Source organism: Pedobacter sp. NO84, assembly GCF_059703915.1.
This window is the reverse complement of record NZ_AP046575.1, coordinates 3,905,914-3,923,475: the sequence shown is the minus strand read 5'-3', so window position 1 is coordinate 3,923,475 and position 17,562 is coordinate 3,905,914. Positions and strand designations below refer to the sequence as shown.

Below are 17,562 nucleotides of genomic sequence, written 5' to 3'. Positions count from 1 at the left end.
ATTGTATTTTTTTTACAAAGATAGAAGAGTTTCGCGTTTGGCGTATGGCGTTTAGAAAAAACTAAACGTTAAATTATCGCTTAACGCAAAACGCTCAACCCAAAACGCATGACTGGTAAACTATATCTCGTACCCACCCCCATTGGTAATTTAGAGGACATGACCTTTAGGGCAATTCGTATATTAAAAGAGGCCGATGTAATACTGGCAGAGGATACGCGCACAAGTGCACCACTATTGAAACATTTTGGCATCGATAAAAAAGCGTACTCCCATCATCAACATAATGAGCATAAAGCTACTTCCGAAATCATAAAATTCTTGAAACAGGGGCAAAATGTAGCATTAATATCCGATGCCGGCACCCCTGCTATTTCAGATCCAGGCTTTTTTTTAGTGAGGGAAGCCATTAAACAAGAGATCGAAGTAAATTGCCTTCCAGGGGCCACCGCATTTGTGCCGGCTTTGGTTAATTCTGGATTGCCAAGCGATCAATTCGTTTTTGAAGGATTTTTGCCCGTAAAAAAAGGCCGTCAAACGCGTTTGAAACTTTTGGCAACCGAAGAACGAACAATGATTTTTTATGAAAGTCCGCACCGATTATTAAAAACACTAACCGAGTTTGCCGAATATCTTGGCGAAGAGAGGCAAGCCTCCGTAAGCAGAGAAATAACAAAAATTTACGAAGAAACCATTCGGGGAACCATTTTAGAAATAAAATCACATTTCGAAAACAATATTTTAAAGGGAGAATTCGTAATTTGTGTGGCTGGAAGGAGCAAAGAGCAAGGCGCAAGGCGCAAGGAACAAACAAAACGAAGTATTTAAAATAAGTATAATTATAGCATCGTACATGAGACTAAGCTCCATGCACTATGCCCTATGCAAAAAAATATGAACTCAATAGATAGATTTTTAAGCGACGAGCAAGACCCAAAAGCTGTTGAAAAAGTAATTGGGAAATTGAATGATTTATTAACCACAGGTGAAGAATTGTTGTATCTAGCAGTACAAAAAAAACCTGCAGTTAATCTTTTGCCCGATAGTATTGCCATTAGCAATAAACGTATTTTTTATTGTGAACCAGGAAATTTAGGCTTAACCATGAATTTCAAGGATATCTCGTGGAAAAATATTAAAGAGGTTTCGTTTAAAGAAGAATTTTTTGGTTCGAAATTTATCTGTGTGCCGCAGCATGGCGAAAACATTGTAACCGAGTTTATTCCTAAAATACAGGCCAGGAAATTACATCAGGCTGCAAACGAACAACTCGACGCCTTCAAAGAATTACTTAGACAGCAAAAATTGGAAGAAAACCGCGCTTCAGCTTCTGCAATCAACGTACCTACCGATACGCAACCCGTATTCGAACTACCGATCGAAGAAGCGGTAGTTATAGCTCCTCAACAAATTGAAGAAGTTGAAGATGAAACCACAATGAAATTAAGAAAGCTAAAAACCTTGTATGATAAACAACTGATTACAAGAGAAGAGTACGAAAGTAAAAAATCAGCAATTTTGGATAGCTTATAATTGCCTGATGTTTAAAAAAACCTATCTCCTAGCGTTATTTAGCTCATTTTTAATGTGGTTGGCTTGGCCTCCACACCCTTGGCTTGCCCCTTTAATGCTAGTTGGACTTGTGCCTTTATTTGTAGCTTTAGATCAACTCATCGCTAAAAAAGAAAAAAAAACGGGTAAGCGTGTATTTTTAACTGCAGGATTAACTTTCTTGGTATGGAATACCGCCTGTATCTACTGGGTTTACAATGCTATCAGTGCTTTTAATGGCCCAATAGTTTCTTTCTTCGTGTCTCTTATCCCCTATGGGTTGGGGGCTCTGTTAATGACGTTTGCGTTTTGGCTCTATTATCAGTTACGAACGAAGGTAAATGCGAAAATTGCTTATTTAGGTCTTATCTGTTTCTATATCTCCATGGAATTTCTCCATCAGAGCTGGGACCTTGCTTTTCCTTGGATGACCTTGGGGAACGGCTTTGCAGAAATGCACCAATTGGTCCAATGGTATGAATATACTGGCGTTTACGGCGGTTCGCTATGGATCTTAGTAAGTAATATCCTGGCCTTTGAGGCTTATAAAGCATGGATGCACAAATCTCCTCAATTATTGAAGCCAACAGCCTACTGGTTACTCGTAACTGTATTGCCCATGGGTCTTTCCCTGTTTCTTTATTTCAACTATGAAGAAAAATCGGTACCCGTTAATGTCGTAGTAGTTCAGCCCAACATAGATCCTTATGGAAAATTTGGAAGTATTTCTCCTCAAGAACAATTTCATATAGTTAAATACCTTTCAGATTCTGTTGGCCAAATAAATACAGAATTCTTTATTTGGCCAGAAACGGCAATTCCTGCTATGGTAGATGAAGATAGAGTTCGCGAAGATTATTTTTTTTTACAAGCGCAGAAATTTATTGAAAAATATAAGAATGGTTCTCTACTTACCGGTGCTGAAACTATCAAGTGGTATAACTACAAAAACACTATTTCTTCCGTAAAACACAATAATGGATTCTACTATGACCGTTTTAATGCAGCGATACTCATAGAAAATTCTGCAAAAGTTCAGTTTTACCACAAATCAAAATTAGTTCCAGGACCAGAAAAATTACCGTTCCCAAAAATAACATCATTTATGTCCCCTGTATTTGAGGGGTTGGGAGGTAGTGTATCAGGATATGGCTGGCAAGACCACCCTGGCGTTTTCTATTCGCAAGGTGGCGTTGGCGTAGCTCCCGTAATTTGTTACGAATCGATCTGGGGCAACTGGATCGGAGAATCGGTTAAGAATGGAGCCCAGTTTATCGCTATTATCACCAATGATGGCTGGTGGGGAAATACCTCCGGAAAGGATCAGCATCTGCTCTATGCCAAGTTAAGGGCGATAGAAACGCGGAGATGGGTGGTAAGGTCGGCAAACACAGGGATCTCTGGCTTTATTAATCAACGTGGGGATGTAGTAAAAAAATCAGCATGGTGGACAAGAACAGCCTTAAAAGCAGATATTAATTTGAATGATGAACGTACGGTATATGTTAATTATGGAGATCTAGTGGCTAAGATAGCGGTAGTTCTTGCTATATTGCTTGCCTTAATTATTCCTTATAAAAAATGGATAAAATAATTTCGGTCTCTATTTTATATCACAAAATACTTTTAAGCTACATATTATGAAAAAGAAAAGTGCTATTAGATTGATTTTATTATTGACGATGGTTTCATTTAATATTGGATGCGATCAGGTCTCAAAAAGCATTGTAAGAAACAAGATCGGTTATGATGAGAGTATCAACGTCATCAAAAACCACTTTATTCTTACTAAAGTAGAGAACACAGGAGCATTTCTAAGTGCTGGCGATAATCTGCCTAATGCCGTTCGTTTTATCCTGCTAAGCATTTTACCCTTATTAGTTTTAGGATATGGACTATTTTATCTCCTGTATAAGGTAAATTTACCTAAACCAATCCAAATTGGATTATGTTTTTTAATAGGTGGGGGAATTGGTAATGTCTATGATCGCTTGGTATATGGATCCGTAACCGATTTTATGCATATGGATTTTGGCATCTTCAGAACCGGAATATTTAATCTGGCAGATGTTTCTATCATGATTGGTATCGGAATTCTACTTGTCTTTTCTATGAAATATAAACTAGTAAAATCTTCCATCTAAATCCGACTGAGAACCCCAAACTGAAGACTACTGACTTCTTTCTACTCCATGTATTTTCCTACAATAGGCATTCTTCGGCCCATGCCAAAAGCTTTTGGAGAAACCCTAAGTATTGGTGGGGTCTGGTAGCGCTTAAACTCTGCAAGGTTTACCATTTTTAGGATGCGCTTAACCAATGCCTCCTCAAATCCGGTAGCCACAATAGCTTCTGAACCTTTCTGCAGTTCAATATGTTGAAACAGAATCTGATCAAGCGTATCATAGTCGGGCAAAGAATCAGAATCTTTTTGCCCGGGCCTTAACTCTGCTGATGGGGGTTTAACAATGGTATTTTCTGGGATAATTTCTTTCTCCTTATTTATGAAGCGTGCCAATTGGAAGATTTGAGTTTTATACACATCACCTATTACCCCAATTGCTCCGCACATGTCTCCGTATAAAGTGCCATACCCCACAGCACATTCGCTCTTATTGGATGTATTAAGTAAAATGTAACCAAACTTATTAGACATTGCCATCAGCACAATGCCTCTACATCTGGCCTGGATGTTCTCTTCGGTTAAGTTAAAGGATAAACCCTCAAAAGGTTTTGCCAACATGCTATCAAAAGCATCTGCAGCCTCTTTAATTTCTATGATTTCGTGTTTACACCCAATGTTTTTTACCAGATCTAGTGCGTCTTTTATCGAATGATCCGAGGAGTATTTAGAAGGCATCAAAACGGCCATTACATTTTCGGCTCCTAGAGCCCTGCAGGCCAAAGCACATACAATTGCCGAATCGATTCCGCCAGATAGTCCTAAAACCGCTTTTTTAAATCCAGATTTACGGAAGTAATCTTCTATGCCGAGAATTAATCCATCATGGATCTGACTAATATCACTTGCTCTTTCCGGGGCGGGATACTTATTTCTTACTTCCTGTATTTCGTCTAGGTCAAATACCTGCAGATCCTCTTCAAAGTATTTCATCTCCGCTTTAACACTTCCTGTTTCATCAAAAACCAATGATCCTCCGTCAAAGATAATTTCTGTTTGGGCACCAACCTGATTAACATAAAACAAGGGCAACTTGTAATTTTTGGCATTATCAGCTAATACCTGTATCCTATCCTCATCATGTCGATAATTAAATGGAGAAGCTGCAATATTGATCATCAAGTCCGGCGATTCCTTGATCAGGGTATCCATGGGGCAGGAAACATATAACGGGTTATCATTAATGTTCCAAAGATCCTCACAAATAGTTAATGCTATTTTTTTTCCTTTAAAATTTATGCATTCAAATTGAGTGTTGGGCTCAAAATAACGATACTCGTCAAATACATCATAAGTTGGTAACAGCGCCTTTTTAGTAACTGTTTTTATTTCCCCATCGGCAATGAAATAGGCTGCGTTGTACAAATCTTTACCTTTTAACACCTCATTTTTAATTGGTAAGCCAACAATACAGGCAATGCCGATGCAATGTTTAGCAATTTGTGCTGCAGCGTTATCGCAGAGCGATATAAAATCGGTGTACTCCAGAAAGTCGCGGGGCGGATACCCACTTATGGCTAATTCTGCAAATACCACAAGATCAGCACCCTTTTCTTTAGCTAGAGCGATATTTTTGATGATATGCTGCGTGTTATAATCGAAATTACCAATGTGATAATTGAGTTGTGCAAGTGCGATCTTCATTAATGCAAACTTAATAAATTCAAATGGTTGATATTAAAAAAACACGCCAAGATTTATGCCGACGTAATGATTTTTTATCTTTTCTCCATCTAACGAACTTACATTGGTGAACCCGTTATTTAAAGTTAATCCAAGCAAGAGGCTGGTTTTACCACTCAGTTCAAATTCTCCTCCTCCACCAATTATCATTCCGGCCCTATATATACTGGTATTATCAGAAAAATCCATGTTATTCTGGCTTTGCCCTCCAGCCATCTCAAAATCAGCTTTAGCACTTATACGGATACCATTAGACAAGCCAAACTGACCAAACCAACGCACGCCTTCAATATTGCCTGTTTTTAATTTAATCGTCAATGGGATTTCGATGTATTGCATCTTATATTTATAATTCAAATCAACATACGATGGTGCAGGTGGGGGAAACATCGAACTTAATGAGGATTGATCAAATAATTTAGTAATCTTAGAATTAATGGTAGTGATCAATAATCCAGTCGAAAAAGCATAATTTTCCGCAAAATTAAAATCGCCGATTAAACCATAAGAAAATCCTAATGCTAAACCATTTCCTTTTCCTTCATCAACCTTTCCAAAGCCGAAATTTGGAGCAGCAGTTAGCCCAAGCTTAAATCCATAATTCCTAATCTGGGTTTCTTGGGCTGATACGCGTGCGGTAAAAAGTAGGATTAGTAGGGCGATTACTGTTTTTTTCATCAGTTTATGGTTAAGTTTATGTTAAATAAAAGCCTTGATATAAATAATCAGCATGCTTCATGTTACTTGTCATTATATTTGTGATCAATGAGCGAAATTAAACATTTTTCAAAAAGGATGCCTCGGACACAAATTTATCTTTTTTTTCTATCGTTAACTGTTATTTTTTCTTGTAACCAAGATAGCAAACCTAATGTTGACCATATTAAGGTAGACATAAAAATCCAACGTTTCGATCAGGACTTATATTATGGAAAAAATAAAAATGTAATCGCTACTGATCAGTTTTTAGCCCAAAAGTACGGCTATTTTTACGACGATTTTGTACATAAAATGGTTGGTACTCCATCCATAAGCGGGACAGAAATGCTTACTACCCTATATAATGATAAAGCCTATACCGATTTAAATAGCGAGGTCGACAGTATTTTCCCAGATGTAAAAAATGTAGAAAAGGAGTTAACGCTAAGTTTTAAATACATTAAATATTATTACCCAAAAGCAAAAGTGCCCCATTTTATTTCTCTCCTATCGGGCTTTGCTTATCAAATAACTACTGGAAACGATTACATGGGCATTGGTTTGGACATGTTTTTAGGAAAAAATAGTAAGTTTTATGGTGCCATTGTGAGAAGTGTTCCGCTTTATCAATCAAGAAGGTTCGAACCTCCCTACATTGTACCTAGGACTACTGAAGTGTATGCGAGGGAAGAACTTTTCCCAGAACACGATGAAGACCGATCACTCTTGGCAAAAATGATCTACAATGGTAAAATTTTATATTTTATGGACCAAATTCTTCCAGAAAGCACAGCTGACACCTTAAAAATCGGCTATACTGGTAAGCAAATGGCTTGGTGCAAACAATATGAAGGAAATATTTGGGGATATTTATTAGAAAATGAGCTCTTATACGAAACAGATTATCCAAAAATCCAGGTCTATTTATCGGATGGGCCCTTTACTCCCCAACTTGGAGAAAGAGGATCGTCGGCGCCAAAATTAGGGGTATGGCTTGGGTGGCAGATCGTAAGAAAATACATGGCAGAAAACCCAAAAGTTACCCTTCAGCAATTGATGAAAACCGTAGATGCCCAATATATTTTAACTCAAGCTAAGTATAAACCAAAAGAAGGAAAGTAGCAATTTGAGTTTGGAATGGGCAGCTTTCAGTTGGCAGTTAGCATAAGAACAATTCAACAATTAAACAATATTAAATGTCTCAATCACTCACGACAAAAAAAATCGGCATTGTTCTATCGGGTGGTGGAATTAGGGGGATTGCGCATTTAGGGATTCTAAAGGCTTTCATGAATGCGGGGATCCAGTTTAGTCATGTAAGTGGTACGAGTGCGGGTTCTATTGCCGGCGCTTTTTATGCAGCAGGCATTGATCCGGAAGAAGGATTAAATATCTTTATCAAAACCAGGTTGTTAAGATTTATTCGTCCTGCATTGGGTTCGTTAGGTTTAATCAATATCGAGAACACCCGACAAATCCTGATGGAATATTTTCCTCATGATAAGATCGAAGATCTAAACGTTCCTTTAACCATTTGTGCCACTAATTTTAGCGAAGGAAATTTGGTGTACTTTACAAAGGGCCCATTGATTAGAGCTATCCTAGCTTCCAGTTGTATTCCTGGGATCTTTAAGCCGATCATGATAGACAACCATATGTATGTTGATGGAGGGATTTTAAATAACTTCCCAGTTGAACCGCTCCTAAACAATTGTGATTATATTGTCGGCTCTTCATGCAATCACCTCAGACCTGTAGATAAAATCACAAAAATAGCGAGTTTAATGCAACGTGCGGGTATCATGTCCATCAATCATGATATGGAGCGAAAAGCTAAATTTTGTGATCTCATGATAGAACCGAAGGGGATGGGAGAAATTAGCACATTTGACATGAAAAAAGCAGAAACCATTTATTGGTTGGCACACGAAGAAGCACTAAGGGCGATCAAGAATAGTGAAACTTTTCAGGAACTGCTGAGATAAAACATCATCAAGGTACCAAGATAACTTTACGCTTGGATTATCTAGAACAAAATTTTATCGAAATTTTTCTTTTTCTTCATTAGATAATGTGTTCCACCATCCAATGAGCCTTTGTTGAGCTGTTTTTATTGTTATAAAATATAGCGTATTGTTTTCAACATAATATTGGAGTTTACAACCAATACTATCATAACCAAATCCATTAGGTTGATCAATATCTAAGCTTCTTATAAAGCTTCCTAATCTCAAATTACTTGCCAACTTAGTTTGAAAGTATGGGGAAAGCTCTTCGTTATAAAGTTTATGTTCTACTTTAACTATATCTGAAAAAGTATGATCAAATATTTTCAATGCTTCTTTAATCTGGGCATTAAAGTCGAAGTCTTTTTCCAATGAATTTTCGTTTTTTACATTAAGAGTGATTGTCAGTTTTGATATGTTTTCGGGTATTTTATTGCTTATTGGGAGGGCATTAATTTGGCATAAATCCAGAGAATTAATGATTGGCCAAAGAATTTCTGTATCGTTTTCATTTTTGATAGCTTCAAAAAGTTTGGGAATGTCAGAATTCCATGGGTCTCTCCTCAAAAGAGTCATTATAGTATAAGCATACTCTTTGTCTGAGAGTAAACCCAAAAGAGCATTTCTTGCATTTTCGTTCTTAAAATCCTCACTAAATCTTCCTACAATTTGGCCGTCAATCCCAATCAGGTGTAAAACATATATGGCACCAATTTTACCCTTTTTGCTTTTGGTAGTTTTAAAAAACTTTATTAGTTCTGGAATTGCTTTATCGCCACGACTGGCAATTGAAAACATATCTGTTGTGTATCCGATCCAATACGCCTTTCCAGTTTCAATAAACACCCAATCTGAATTTAGCTTATTAATTAACTCTGGAAGGGGGCTTTTAGTGTCGATTTTCATTCTAATTATTCCCCCTTCAACAGGTAAAAAATTCTTATTTCCATTCGGGGCGCTGTCAACAACTTGAGAATAAGCTGTTAGAGAAAACATCATTAATGCGAGTGATATGATTTTTTTCATGGGTTATAGGCTGTTGATACCAATTTCTCAACAACAAATATATTAAGCTTTCAATTTTACCAATTTCTCTCCTTCTAAAATTGGAATAGCCTCACAAAGATCTAGTTTTAAACAAAACTGAACGTCTTTTTCGATATTCAATTGCTCCAGTCTATGGCTATGTGATGATTTGTGTAGATAGGTCCTTAAATCGCTTTTTGCCAACAGGTACATATCTTCTGCTACAATACACGAATCATCAAAGTGCACAAAATCCTTTCTTAAAAAATTAACTACCGCACCAGCAAACAACGTATCTTCTAAATTAAATTTGTCTTTCCAACCGGCACATAGCAATAGCACATCCTTGTCTTGTACTTTAAGCCAATTACAGAGTGATGTAAGGTTTAAAAAAGAACCAACAACTACTTGATGGGCTCTTTTTTGAGCCATACGCATCGCTTTGGTTCCATTTGTAGTGGTAAGTACAATGGTTTTCCCCATCACTTTATCCTGGGTATAAGAGAAGGGAGAATTTCCAAAATCATATCCCTCTACTACTTCGCCATTTCGCTCGGCAGCCAACAGAAAGCCTTTATCTTTATAGTTAAGGCAATCCTCGACATGTTCCACTGGTATAATTGCCGTAGCGCCATTGTCCATGCCATAGGTAATCGATGAGGTGGCCCTCAAGATATCAATTACCACCACAATGCTATTTTCTATAGCATAAAGGTTTAATAAGGCCGGGGTTAAACAAACTTCAATTGTTCGAGACATGAGCGTGGGGCGTGGAGCGTGGGGCAGTAAGCGAACTAACGCTCAACGCCATCCGCTTATCGCTATTACTTATAAAACGGAAACTTAACTATTTTGGCTTTAACTTTATTATTTCTGATGTCGATATAAATCTCTGTATCTTCTTTGGCCAGCTCTTTATTAACATATCCCATACCGATTGCTTTCTGCAACGATGGAGATTGTGTTCCCGAAGTTACCCTACCAATTACATTTCCAGCTTCATCAACAATAGGATAATCATGACGGGGTATCCCTCTGTCTATCATTTCAAAACCAACCAATTTGCGTGCAACTCCAGCTTCTTTCTGGGCCTGTAAAGCCTCCGAATTGGTAAATTGCTTGGTAAATTTGGTAATCCATCCTAAACCTGCTTCAATCGGCGAAGTGGTGTCATCAATATCATTCCCATATAAACAAAAACCCATTTCTAAACGCAACGTATCTCTAGCCGCTAAGCCTATTGGTTTAATGCCATATGCTGCCCCTGCGGCAAAAATTTTATCCCAAAGTTCGTCTGCATACTTGTTATCGAAGTAAATCTCAAATCCACCAGCACCCGTATATCCGGTTGCAGAAACCAGCACATTTTCAATGCCGGCAAAAGTTCCCTTTTTGAATGTATAATATTCCATCGATGCCAGATCGATGTCGGTTAAGGTTTGCAGTGCATCAGCAGCTTTCGGACCTTGAATGGCCAAAAGTGAAGTCTGATCAGAAATGTTATGCATTTCTACATGGGCAGTGTTATAACGCTGGATCCAATCCCAATCCTTTTCAATATTTGATGCATTTACCACCAACATATAGGTTTTTTCGTCAATCCGATATACCAATAAGTCATCAACAATGCCCCCATCTTCGTTAGGCAGGCAAGAATACTGGACTTTGCCATCATATAATTTTGAAGCATCGTTACTGGTGACCCGTTGGATCAGATCTAATGCATTTTCTCCTTTTAAAATAAACTCGCCCATATGGCTTACGTCAAAAACGCCAACCCCATTGCGCACCGTGGCATGTTCTGCATTAATACCCTCATATTGGACGGGCATGTTATAACCTGCAAAAGGTACCATTTTGGCCCCCAATGAACTATGTTTCTCTGTTAATGCTGTATTCTTCATTGAATAGATTTTTTAACTGATCAATTGATCACTGCCAATTGAATTTGGGCTAAAATACTAAGAAAAAAACAATGTTTATGGGTTAAATTGAATTAGGTTTGAGGAGTCATCGGATGAATGTATGCGTTGTGCCTATATTCATCCGATGACTTATTTGACAACCTCGTAGGTTCTGTAGAACCTACGAGGTTGCCACTAGCCCTTAACCAACACCTCGTAAATCTCCAACATCCGCTTTGCGTTACTATTGATTTCATGATCACGTTCTACGGTTGTACGCGCATTAGCTCCAATTTCTCGCCACTTATCGGGTTGGGTTATACATTGCAGAATGGAGCGATAAAATTCATCAGGGGTATCAGCGATCAAAATATCCTTTCCATTTTTACAGTTGATCCCTTCCGCAGCCATCGAAGTAGCAATGATACATTTTTGCATCGCCATACCTTCGATAATTTTAACCCTCATCCCGCTTCCAGAAAGCAGAGGCACAATCATTATTGCTTTAGAATTCATAAATTCAACTGCATCAAAGATTTCTCCTTCTACAATTAAATTATCCGAATCATAATCGAAAAACTGTTTCTGCATGTTCTTGCCCGCAATATAAAATCGGAGTTCGCCACTCAGTTTTTCGATATCTGGCCAAATCTCATCTAAAAACCATTCCAGTCCTTCTTTATTTGGACGCCAATCCATTGCCCCTAAGTGAAATAAGGTGGGGAAACTTGTTTTGCTCAAATCAACCTGATACTTTTCAAAATCTAGTGCTACGGGAAACACATCCATTCGTGTCTGACAGCCCATCTTCAAAATGTTCTGCCGGTCTGGCCTACTTATGGCGAAAACCTGATGAAAACGATTGATCTGCTCTGTTTCATACATCTTTAAACGCCGGGACAAGAACTCTAAATACTTTCTTCTAGGGGTAAACTGTTCTCGCTCTGCCAAGCGTTGCCACACATCAAATTCGATGTTGTGTGCCCTATAGATCAGCTTTGCTTTACTGTTTGCTTTAACAATATCTAAGTAGGGCACTACAAATAAGCCCTCAAATTGGATCACATCAAACTCTTGTTCACGCAAAATATTTTCGAGGAGCTTAGCCGCATCATCATCAAAAAAACGGGAAACATTATAAGATTGGTTAGAGAAAATATTGAAAAAAGCTCCCCATATATTTACTTCGGTATCAATGGCGTACGAATGGAAATTAATCTGCTCGAAAACAGGATCATAAATATCGTCTACATCAACTTTGTTTTTTGTAGGGTTGATGCTAAACAATGAAATATCAACACTTAATTTTAACAGTCCCTTAATGGTATTGTAAACCACAATAGGGTAGCCACTATTTGGGGGAAACGGAACACGATTTGTTAAAATGAGTATTTTCACACCATGAATTTACAATTATCCGGCCACTTCTAGCGAGATATTGAACTGGGGATCGCTAACATTGAAAGTTTTACGGTGGTATGGGGATAGGCCTGTATCAATTACTGCCCTGCGATGTTCAATTGTAGCGTAGCCTTTGTTCTGTTTCCAATTATAATGCGGGTAGTCATGATGTAAATTTGCCATAAACTCATCCCGATGCGTCTTTGCCAAAATGGAAGCGGCAGCAATATTGAGGTATTTCCCATCGCCTTTTACAACACAACAATGTGGAACATCAGAATAAGCAGTAAACCTATTGCCGTCGATAACCAAATGTTGTGGAATGATCATCAGTTTATCTATCGCCCTATGCATTGCTAAAAAAGATGCGTTGAGAATATTGATACGGTCTATTTCTTCGTGATCTACCATCCCTACGGCCCAAGACAGGGCTTCTCTTTCAATAATCGGCCTTAGGCCATCGCGTTGTTCGGGTGTTAACTGTTTCGAATCGTTAAGGCCTTCTAAATAGAATTTTTTTGGCAAAATTACCGCAGCAGCAAAAACCGGCCCAGCCAAGCACCCTCGGCCAGCCTCATCACAACCCGCCTCTATTAATTCTAAGTGATAGCAGTTTAACAACATCGTCCAAAATTAGTAATTCTTAATCTTAAATTATACATCGAAACCATTTTTTATGGCATAAACTGCCAAACCAACCCGGGTTTTCAGTCCGAGTTTTTCAAAAAGGCTATCCCTGTAGCTTTCTACTGTCCGTGGGCTACAAAACATTTTGTCGGCTATTTCTTTATAGCTCATTTCCGTGATGGCAAAATGTAAAAATATCTTTTCTCTTTCGGTTATATGGTTTAGGGTGGATGTTTCTGTACTATCCTTGCTCAGGTTCGCAAAAACTTTGCTAGTAGCCCATTCTGGATAATAATGACCTTTTTTAACGAGTTCGTTGAGAGCATTTTCTAATTCAGCAGGATGTGTATTTTTTAGCAAATACCCTTTAGCACCATTTTTAATCATTTTAATTAGGCTTTGCTCGTCGTCTTGCATACTTAATGCCATTATTAAGACCTCTGGATGAGCGTTTTTTAACCAAATGGCTGTTTCAAAGCCATCCATTACGGGCATAGTAATATCTAATAAAACGATATCAGGCACATTTTTTTTATGGTTACATCTTTCTTGGAGTTCTCTGCCATTTTCACACTCATATAGCACCTCAAATTGTTCGAAATTCTTTAAAATGCTACTCAGTGCCTTAGCAATTAAAATATGGTCGTCTACAATTACAATGCTATGCCTTATCATAAGATGATTTCTATAGTCAGTTTAGTGCCTTTATTCTTGTGGCTTTCTAGGATATAGCTTCCGCCTATTAGCTCAATTCGTTTCTGCATATTAAGGAGACCAATACCCTTACTTTTATCCCTTTCTGGATCAAAGCCTTTGCCGTCATCGATCAAAATAAATTCCAACTTATCTCCCACTCTATCCAAGCTAGCGGCTATTGTTTTACAATCGGCATGTTTGATGCTATTCTGCATAAATTCTTGAGCTACCCTTAGTATTACGCTTTTCGTTTGATAGGGCAATTTAAGCTCTTTTACCTTGACACTTAGATTGGCTTTATATTTTTTTAATTTTCTAACCTTTTCGAATTCCTTTTTCAAAAGACTAATAATTGAACTGCTTTCTATTACATTATCAGTTAAAGATTTTGATAGTTGCCTTAATTCAATCAACGATTGGTTAATAATATCACCCACCCCATCTATTTTTTCGTTTATGCTTAACCCCTTGTTTTCAAATACCAATTGTTGGAGATATAGACTGGCCAGGGTTAGTTTCTGCCCAACGTTATCATGTATTTCCTGCCCAATCTGTTGCATGGTCTGTTTTTGGATTTCTAATTGTGTGTTTAATAATTCTTGACGATGGATTGCCAGTGACTTTTCTTCCTGGAGAAACTGTTCTACTTTTTTCTTCCTAAACAAAATAATGAACATCACTATGGCACTGATAAAAAGAGCAATAGTGATAGATACAAAGACTATAAATATTAATATTTCTTTTTGCTCCATGCAAAACCTATGATAAAGAAGATGTACATCAAATAATTTAAAATAACAAAAACCCAGGCGTAGGAAATAAATATCGTTTTAAAAAACTTAACCACTAAAATATTGTACAGGGCAAAATAGGGCAAGCACCCTAGATAAAAGATCAACAGGCCAGTACAGACCCAAAAAGAAACCAGTTTATTAAAATGTATTAATTCATCAGAATTAACCAGATTGATGTAATAACGTAAAATATAAATAAGGAAAAACAGGTTAGATACACTTAAGCTGAGGGAAGAATAAAAGGAATGAAAATCTGATAAAATAGTATATTCCAGTAAACTTGCGACGGTAAAAATCCCTATTCCCAAAAACAGTATTGGTTGATCCTTTCGGGGCAATATTCTTAAAAAAATAAACGAATAAAAGTAAAATATGAGTGGTATAACAACATACTTATACAAATTGATGTTTTCTTTAAAGTGTTTTTCCTTAGCTAAAACATAGCCGTAATATTCTAACGCAAATAGCAATAATAGAAAAAAAGGCATGTAGACCCATGGCGTTCCTTTTAATTTCTTAAAATGAAAAAAACCGGCAAGCGAAGCCGCCAATTCAAAATACTTGATCAGATCTATTGCGCTCAACAGTTTCATTACTAAGGGAGCTGAACAGTTCCTTCGGGATACAATGGACATGCTTGCCCCATATCTCCCACTCCTTCTTCATCTTCTCCTACAGGCTCGCCTTCATCGGCCGTGCCTGATTTTTGCGCACCCGATTTTGATGGTTTTAGTGGAAGATATAAATCGTTTAGTTTATTATCGAGTCCGGTGATGATTAAGCATAAGGTATTTTCCTTGTTCAAACCAAAGTAGATCCGGATTCCTTCGCAGTTTTTATTTTTTAGAATCGCATCAAAAATATTTCTGTTAAAGTTATATCCCAGTGGAATCTCAAATCCAATTTTATTCGTAGAAATAGAGCCATGTAATGTACTAATCATCATTGAGCCCTTTGATTTAGCAAGTAAATGATCACTTGGCAATCTGCTCTCATTTTTTTTCTTGGCTACTTTATGGCCGGGAGCTGTTAATTTTTTTTTCATGATTTTAAATTTTAATTCAATATACCTTTTGTTCAGTAAAGAACCCAAAACCTATAAAATAAAAACACCGTTAAAAAATCATTTTTACCTCCGTTAAACGACGGTAAAATTAATGGGTTTTTGCCTTGCGCTAATTCGTTTAACGCTCATTGTCTATCACTTCATTGAGCCGCAAATTTGGTCTAAAGAATTTCACTTAAAAAAAAGACAATGAAAACATTTAGACTAATGATTCTCTTTGCAATCGGGCTATCAATTCCATTTGCCAATGCGCAGAATATGGTTACCCAGAGCAAAGCGAAATGGAAAGTTACCCCTAGGGTAGGTTATGACTTTCCAACGTATGCCAATAATACTCCTTATATAGATTATAAAGGAGGGTTAGATTTGGGAATTTCAATAGACCATTATTGGAATTGGTTTGGCTTGGGACTAGATTTCGACCATATTAAAAACAAACCAAAAAGCACCTATCCTACCGATAATCTATTCAATTCTCTTTCAGCTCCTTTAACTAGTTTTTCGATAACAGAAAATCCAATAACTAGAAATTTCGTAGGTCTTGGCCCTGATTTCCGGTACCAATCCTCCTCAAGAAAATTCGAGGCCGAATTAAATACAAGAGGAGGCCTATCCTACATAAGTGGCGGAAAAACTGAGCTAAAAGAAACCACCACCAGTTTAAATGAACTACTCAATTTTCATGCTGGGTATAAGGCCAAAAATATACTTTCAGGCAAAGCTCAACTAAGATTAAACTATTTCTTTAAACCTAATTTCGGCTTAAATGTAGGCGCATATTATCTACATCATTTCAATGCCCCAGAACTTGTTGATCCTGTATTGGGCATCTCTACTGCCTATCAGCCATTTATTACTGCTGCTACCGGAGCATCGGGTGCTACAGGCAATATGTTTAATGGTGCAAGGGCGGAAAGAATTGCTCCATGTAACTGTGGGATCTCTTCGGTTGGCGTTTTTGTAGGCCTGGTTTTTAAAATCCCTGCACGAAAAGAAAAAGCAAAGAAAGAAGAATACACGCTCAGTGTTACTGCAAAAGATAAATTCACAGGAGCAATACTTCCAGAAACAGAGGTACTGGTAAAAAACAAGGATGGAGTAATTACGGATAGGGGAACAACAAATGCGGCCGGGGTTATCGTTTTTAAAAACATTGCTGCTGATGATTATACCATTACCGGAACACTCTACAATACAGCCTTAGAAGGAACAACGGTTTCCAAAACCGAATTTCTGAAGCAAAAGGTGGTATACAAAGAGATCTTATATACAGATAGGAACTTTATTATTAAAGGTAAGATATTTGCGTGCAATACCACGACTCCTCTTTCTTCAACAACAGTTGTTCTTGAAAACGTTGAAAAAGCATTCAAAAAATCAACACTAACAGATGCACAGGGAAATTTTGTATTTCAATTAACGGAAGTAGATAAATATGCCTTATATGGCAAGAAAGACAATTACTTCTCGCAATACGAAGAGGTTACCATTTCAAATTACGATCGCAATAAGAATCTGTTTATAAAACTGGAAATGTGTGCAGAGCTGATCGATTGTAATAAAGCAATTAGGTTGAATAACATTTTGTTTGATCTTGATAAATACGTGATAAAAGAGGCTGCAAAACTTGAATTAAACAGGTTGGTCCGTTTTATGAAAGATAATCCAACGGTAAGGGTCGAATTGGGCTCCCATACAGACTCTCGTGCCTCCGTTGAATATAATATCACACTATCCCAAAACCGGGCAAATGCATCTGTTGATTATATCGTTGCCAAGGGCATTGCGAGAGATAGAATAGTTGCCAAGGGCTATGGCGAATCCCAGCTATTAAATGGATGTGCTGACGGAGTTAATTGCACCGAAGCACAACATGCCATAAACAGAAGAACCGAAATGAAAGTGATTTGTAAAGATTAACCCCCTA

18 protein-coding genes are annotated in these 17,562 nt (G+C 37.5%); 7 read left to right on the top strand and 11 right to left on the bottom strand.

Going from position 1 to position 17,562, the window contains the following annotated elements; translation table 11 throughout:
• The first annotated feature begins 108 nt into the window (after nucleotides 1-108).
• The 4 genes from rsmI (at nucleotide 109) to lspA (ending at nucleotide 3,695) form a co-directional block, all read left to right on the top strand.
• Nucleotides 109-828, top strand: a complete 720-nt coding sequence (rsmI, locus tag AC6H0V_RS17335) for a 16S rRNA (cytidine(1402)-2'-O)-methyltransferase (RefSeq protein ID WP_497561462.1) — start codon at nucleotides 109-111, stop codon at nucleotides 826-828.
• 66 nt (nucleotides 829-894) lie between these two features.
• Nucleotides 895-1,533 (top strand): PH domain-containing protein, encoded by a 639-nt coding sequence (locus AC6H0V_RS17330; protein ID WP_497561461.1) that lies wholly within the window; start codon nucleotides 895-897, stop codon nucleotides 1,531-1,533.
• A gap of 7 nt (nucleotides 1,534-1,540) precedes the next feature.
• Complete coding sequence (gene lnt / locus AC6H0V_RS17325) at nucleotides 1,541-3,145, top strand: apolipoprotein N-acyltransferase (RefSeq protein ID WP_497561460.1); 1,605 nt, start codon at nucleotides 1,541-1,543, stop codon at nucleotides 3,143-3,145.
• 46 nt (nucleotides 3,146-3,191) lie between these two features.
• Nucleotides 3,192-3,695 (top strand): signal peptidase II, encoded by a 504-nt coding sequence (lspA, locus tag AC6H0V_RS17320; protein WP_497561459.1) that lies wholly within the window; start codon nucleotides 3,192-3,194, stop codon nucleotides 3,693-3,695.
• 41 nt (nucleotides 3,696-3,736) lie between these two features.
• Here the strand turns inward: lspA and AC6H0V_RS17315 are convergent, their stop codons facing one another.
• Both AC6H0V_RS17315 and AC6H0V_RS17310 read right to left on the bottom strand, forming a co-directional pair.
• On the bottom strand, nucleotides 3,737-5,377 hold the full coding sequence (locus AC6H0V_RS17315) for an NAD+ synthase (RefSeq protein WP_497561458.1): 1,641 nt from the start codon (nucleotides 5,375-5,377) through the stop codon (nucleotides 3,737-3,739).
• Nucleotides 5,378-5,410: 33 nt separating this feature from the next.
• Complete coding sequence (locus AC6H0V_RS17310; protein ID WP_497561457.1) at nucleotides 5,411-6,094, bottom strand: porin family protein; 684 nt, start codon at nucleotides 6,092-6,094, stop codon at nucleotides 5,411-5,413.
• Between the two features lie 87 nt (nucleotides 6,095-6,181).
• Here AC6H0V_RS17310 and gldB point away from each other — a divergent pair, with 87 nt between their 5' ends.
• Together gldB and AC6H0V_RS17300 are read left to right on the top strand one after the other, a co-directional pair.
• Nucleotides 6,182-7,237: a gliding motility lipoprotein GldB gene (gene gldB, locus AC6H0V_RS17305; protein ID WP_497561456.1), complete on the top strand. Its 1,056-nt coding sequence runs from the start codon at nucleotides 6,182-6,184 to the stop codon at nucleotides 7,235-7,237.
• Nucleotides 7,238-7,311: 74 nt separating this feature from the next.
• Nucleotides 7,312-8,100 carry a patatin-like phospholipase family protein gene (locus AC6H0V_RS17300; RefSeq protein WP_497561455.1) on the top strand — a complete coding sequence of 263 codons (789 nt, stop codon included), beginning with the start codon at nucleotides 7,312-7,314 and terminating at the stop codon, nucleotides 8,098-8,100.
• A gap of 54 nt (nucleotides 8,101-8,154) precedes the next feature.
• Here AC6H0V_RS17300 and AC6H0V_RS17295 read toward each other — a convergent pair whose 3' ends face one another.
• The 9 genes from AC6H0V_RS17295 to AC6H0V_RS17255 form a co-directional block, all read right to left on the bottom strand.
• Complete coding sequence (locus AC6H0V_RS17295; protein WP_497561454.1) at nucleotides 8,155-9,147, bottom strand: hypothetical protein; 993 nt, start codon at nucleotides 9,145-9,147, stop codon at nucleotides 8,155-8,157.
• 42 nt (nucleotides 9,148-9,189) lie between these two features.
• Nucleotides 9,190-9,906 (bottom strand): 2-phosphosulfolactate phosphatase, encoded by a 717-nt coding sequence (locus AC6H0V_RS17290; protein WP_497561453.1) that lies wholly within the window; start codon nucleotides 9,904-9,906, stop codon nucleotides 9,190-9,192.
• A 65-nt stretch (nucleotides 9,907-9,971) separates the two neighbouring features.
• Nucleotides 9,972-11,051: a glycine cleavage system aminomethyltransferase GcvT gene (gene gcvT / locus AC6H0V_RS17285; protein ID WP_497561452.1), complete on the bottom strand. Its 1,080-nt coding sequence runs from the start codon at nucleotides 11,049-11,051 to the stop codon at nucleotides 9,972-9,974.
• Between the two features lie 195 nt (nucleotides 11,052-11,246).
• The gene (locus AC6H0V_RS17280; protein WP_497561451.1) at nucleotides 11,247-12,449 is read right to left on the bottom strand and encodes a glycosyltransferase family 4 protein; all 1,203 of its coding nucleotides are present in this window, start codon (nucleotides 12,447-12,449) and stop codon (nucleotides 11,247-11,249) included.
• A 15-nt stretch (nucleotides 12,450-12,464) separates the two neighbouring features.
• Entirely contained in the window at nucleotides 12,465-13,076 is a 612-nt protein-coding gene (rnhB, locus tag AC6H0V_RS17275) for a ribonuclease HII (protein ID WP_497561450.1), read from the bottom strand.
• A gap of 30 nt (nucleotides 13,077-13,106) precedes the next feature.
• Nucleotides 13,107-13,754 carry a response regulator transcription factor gene (locus AC6H0V_RS17270; protein ID WP_497561449.1) on the bottom strand — a complete coding sequence of 216 codons (648 nt, stop codon included), beginning with the start codon at nucleotides 13,752-13,754 and terminating at the stop codon, nucleotides 13,107-13,109.
• Nucleotides 13,751-14,527, bottom strand: a complete 777-nt coding sequence (locus AC6H0V_RS17265; RefSeq protein WP_497561448.1) for a sensor histidine kinase — start codon at nucleotides 14,525-14,527, stop codon at nucleotides 13,751-13,753. The genes AC6H0V_RS17270 and AC6H0V_RS17265 overlap by 4 nt, the downstream gene beginning before the upstream one ends.
• Nucleotides 14,506-15,162 (bottom strand): hypothetical protein, encoded by a 657-nt coding sequence (locus AC6H0V_RS17260; RefSeq protein ID WP_497561447.1) that lies wholly within the window; start codon nucleotides 15,160-15,162, stop codon nucleotides 14,506-14,508. Before AC6H0V_RS17260 ends, AC6H0V_RS17265 begins: the two co-directional genes overlap by 22 nt.
• A gap of 2 nt (nucleotides 15,163-15,164) precedes the next feature.
• Nucleotides 15,165-15,614 (bottom strand): hypothetical protein, encoded by a 450-nt coding sequence (locus AC6H0V_RS17255; RefSeq protein ID WP_497561446.1) that lies wholly within the window; start codon nucleotides 15,612-15,614, stop codon nucleotides 15,165-15,167.
• A gap of 210 nt (nucleotides 15,615-15,824) precedes the next feature.
• Here AC6H0V_RS17255 and AC6H0V_RS17250 point away from each other — a divergent pair, with 210 nt between their 5' ends.
• Nucleotides 15,825-17,555, top strand: a complete 1,731-nt coding sequence (locus tag AC6H0V_RS17250; protein ID WP_497561445.1) for an OmpA family protein — start codon at nucleotides 15,825-15,827, stop codon at nucleotides 17,553-17,555.
• Nucleotides 17,556-17,562: the final 7 nt, after the last annotated feature.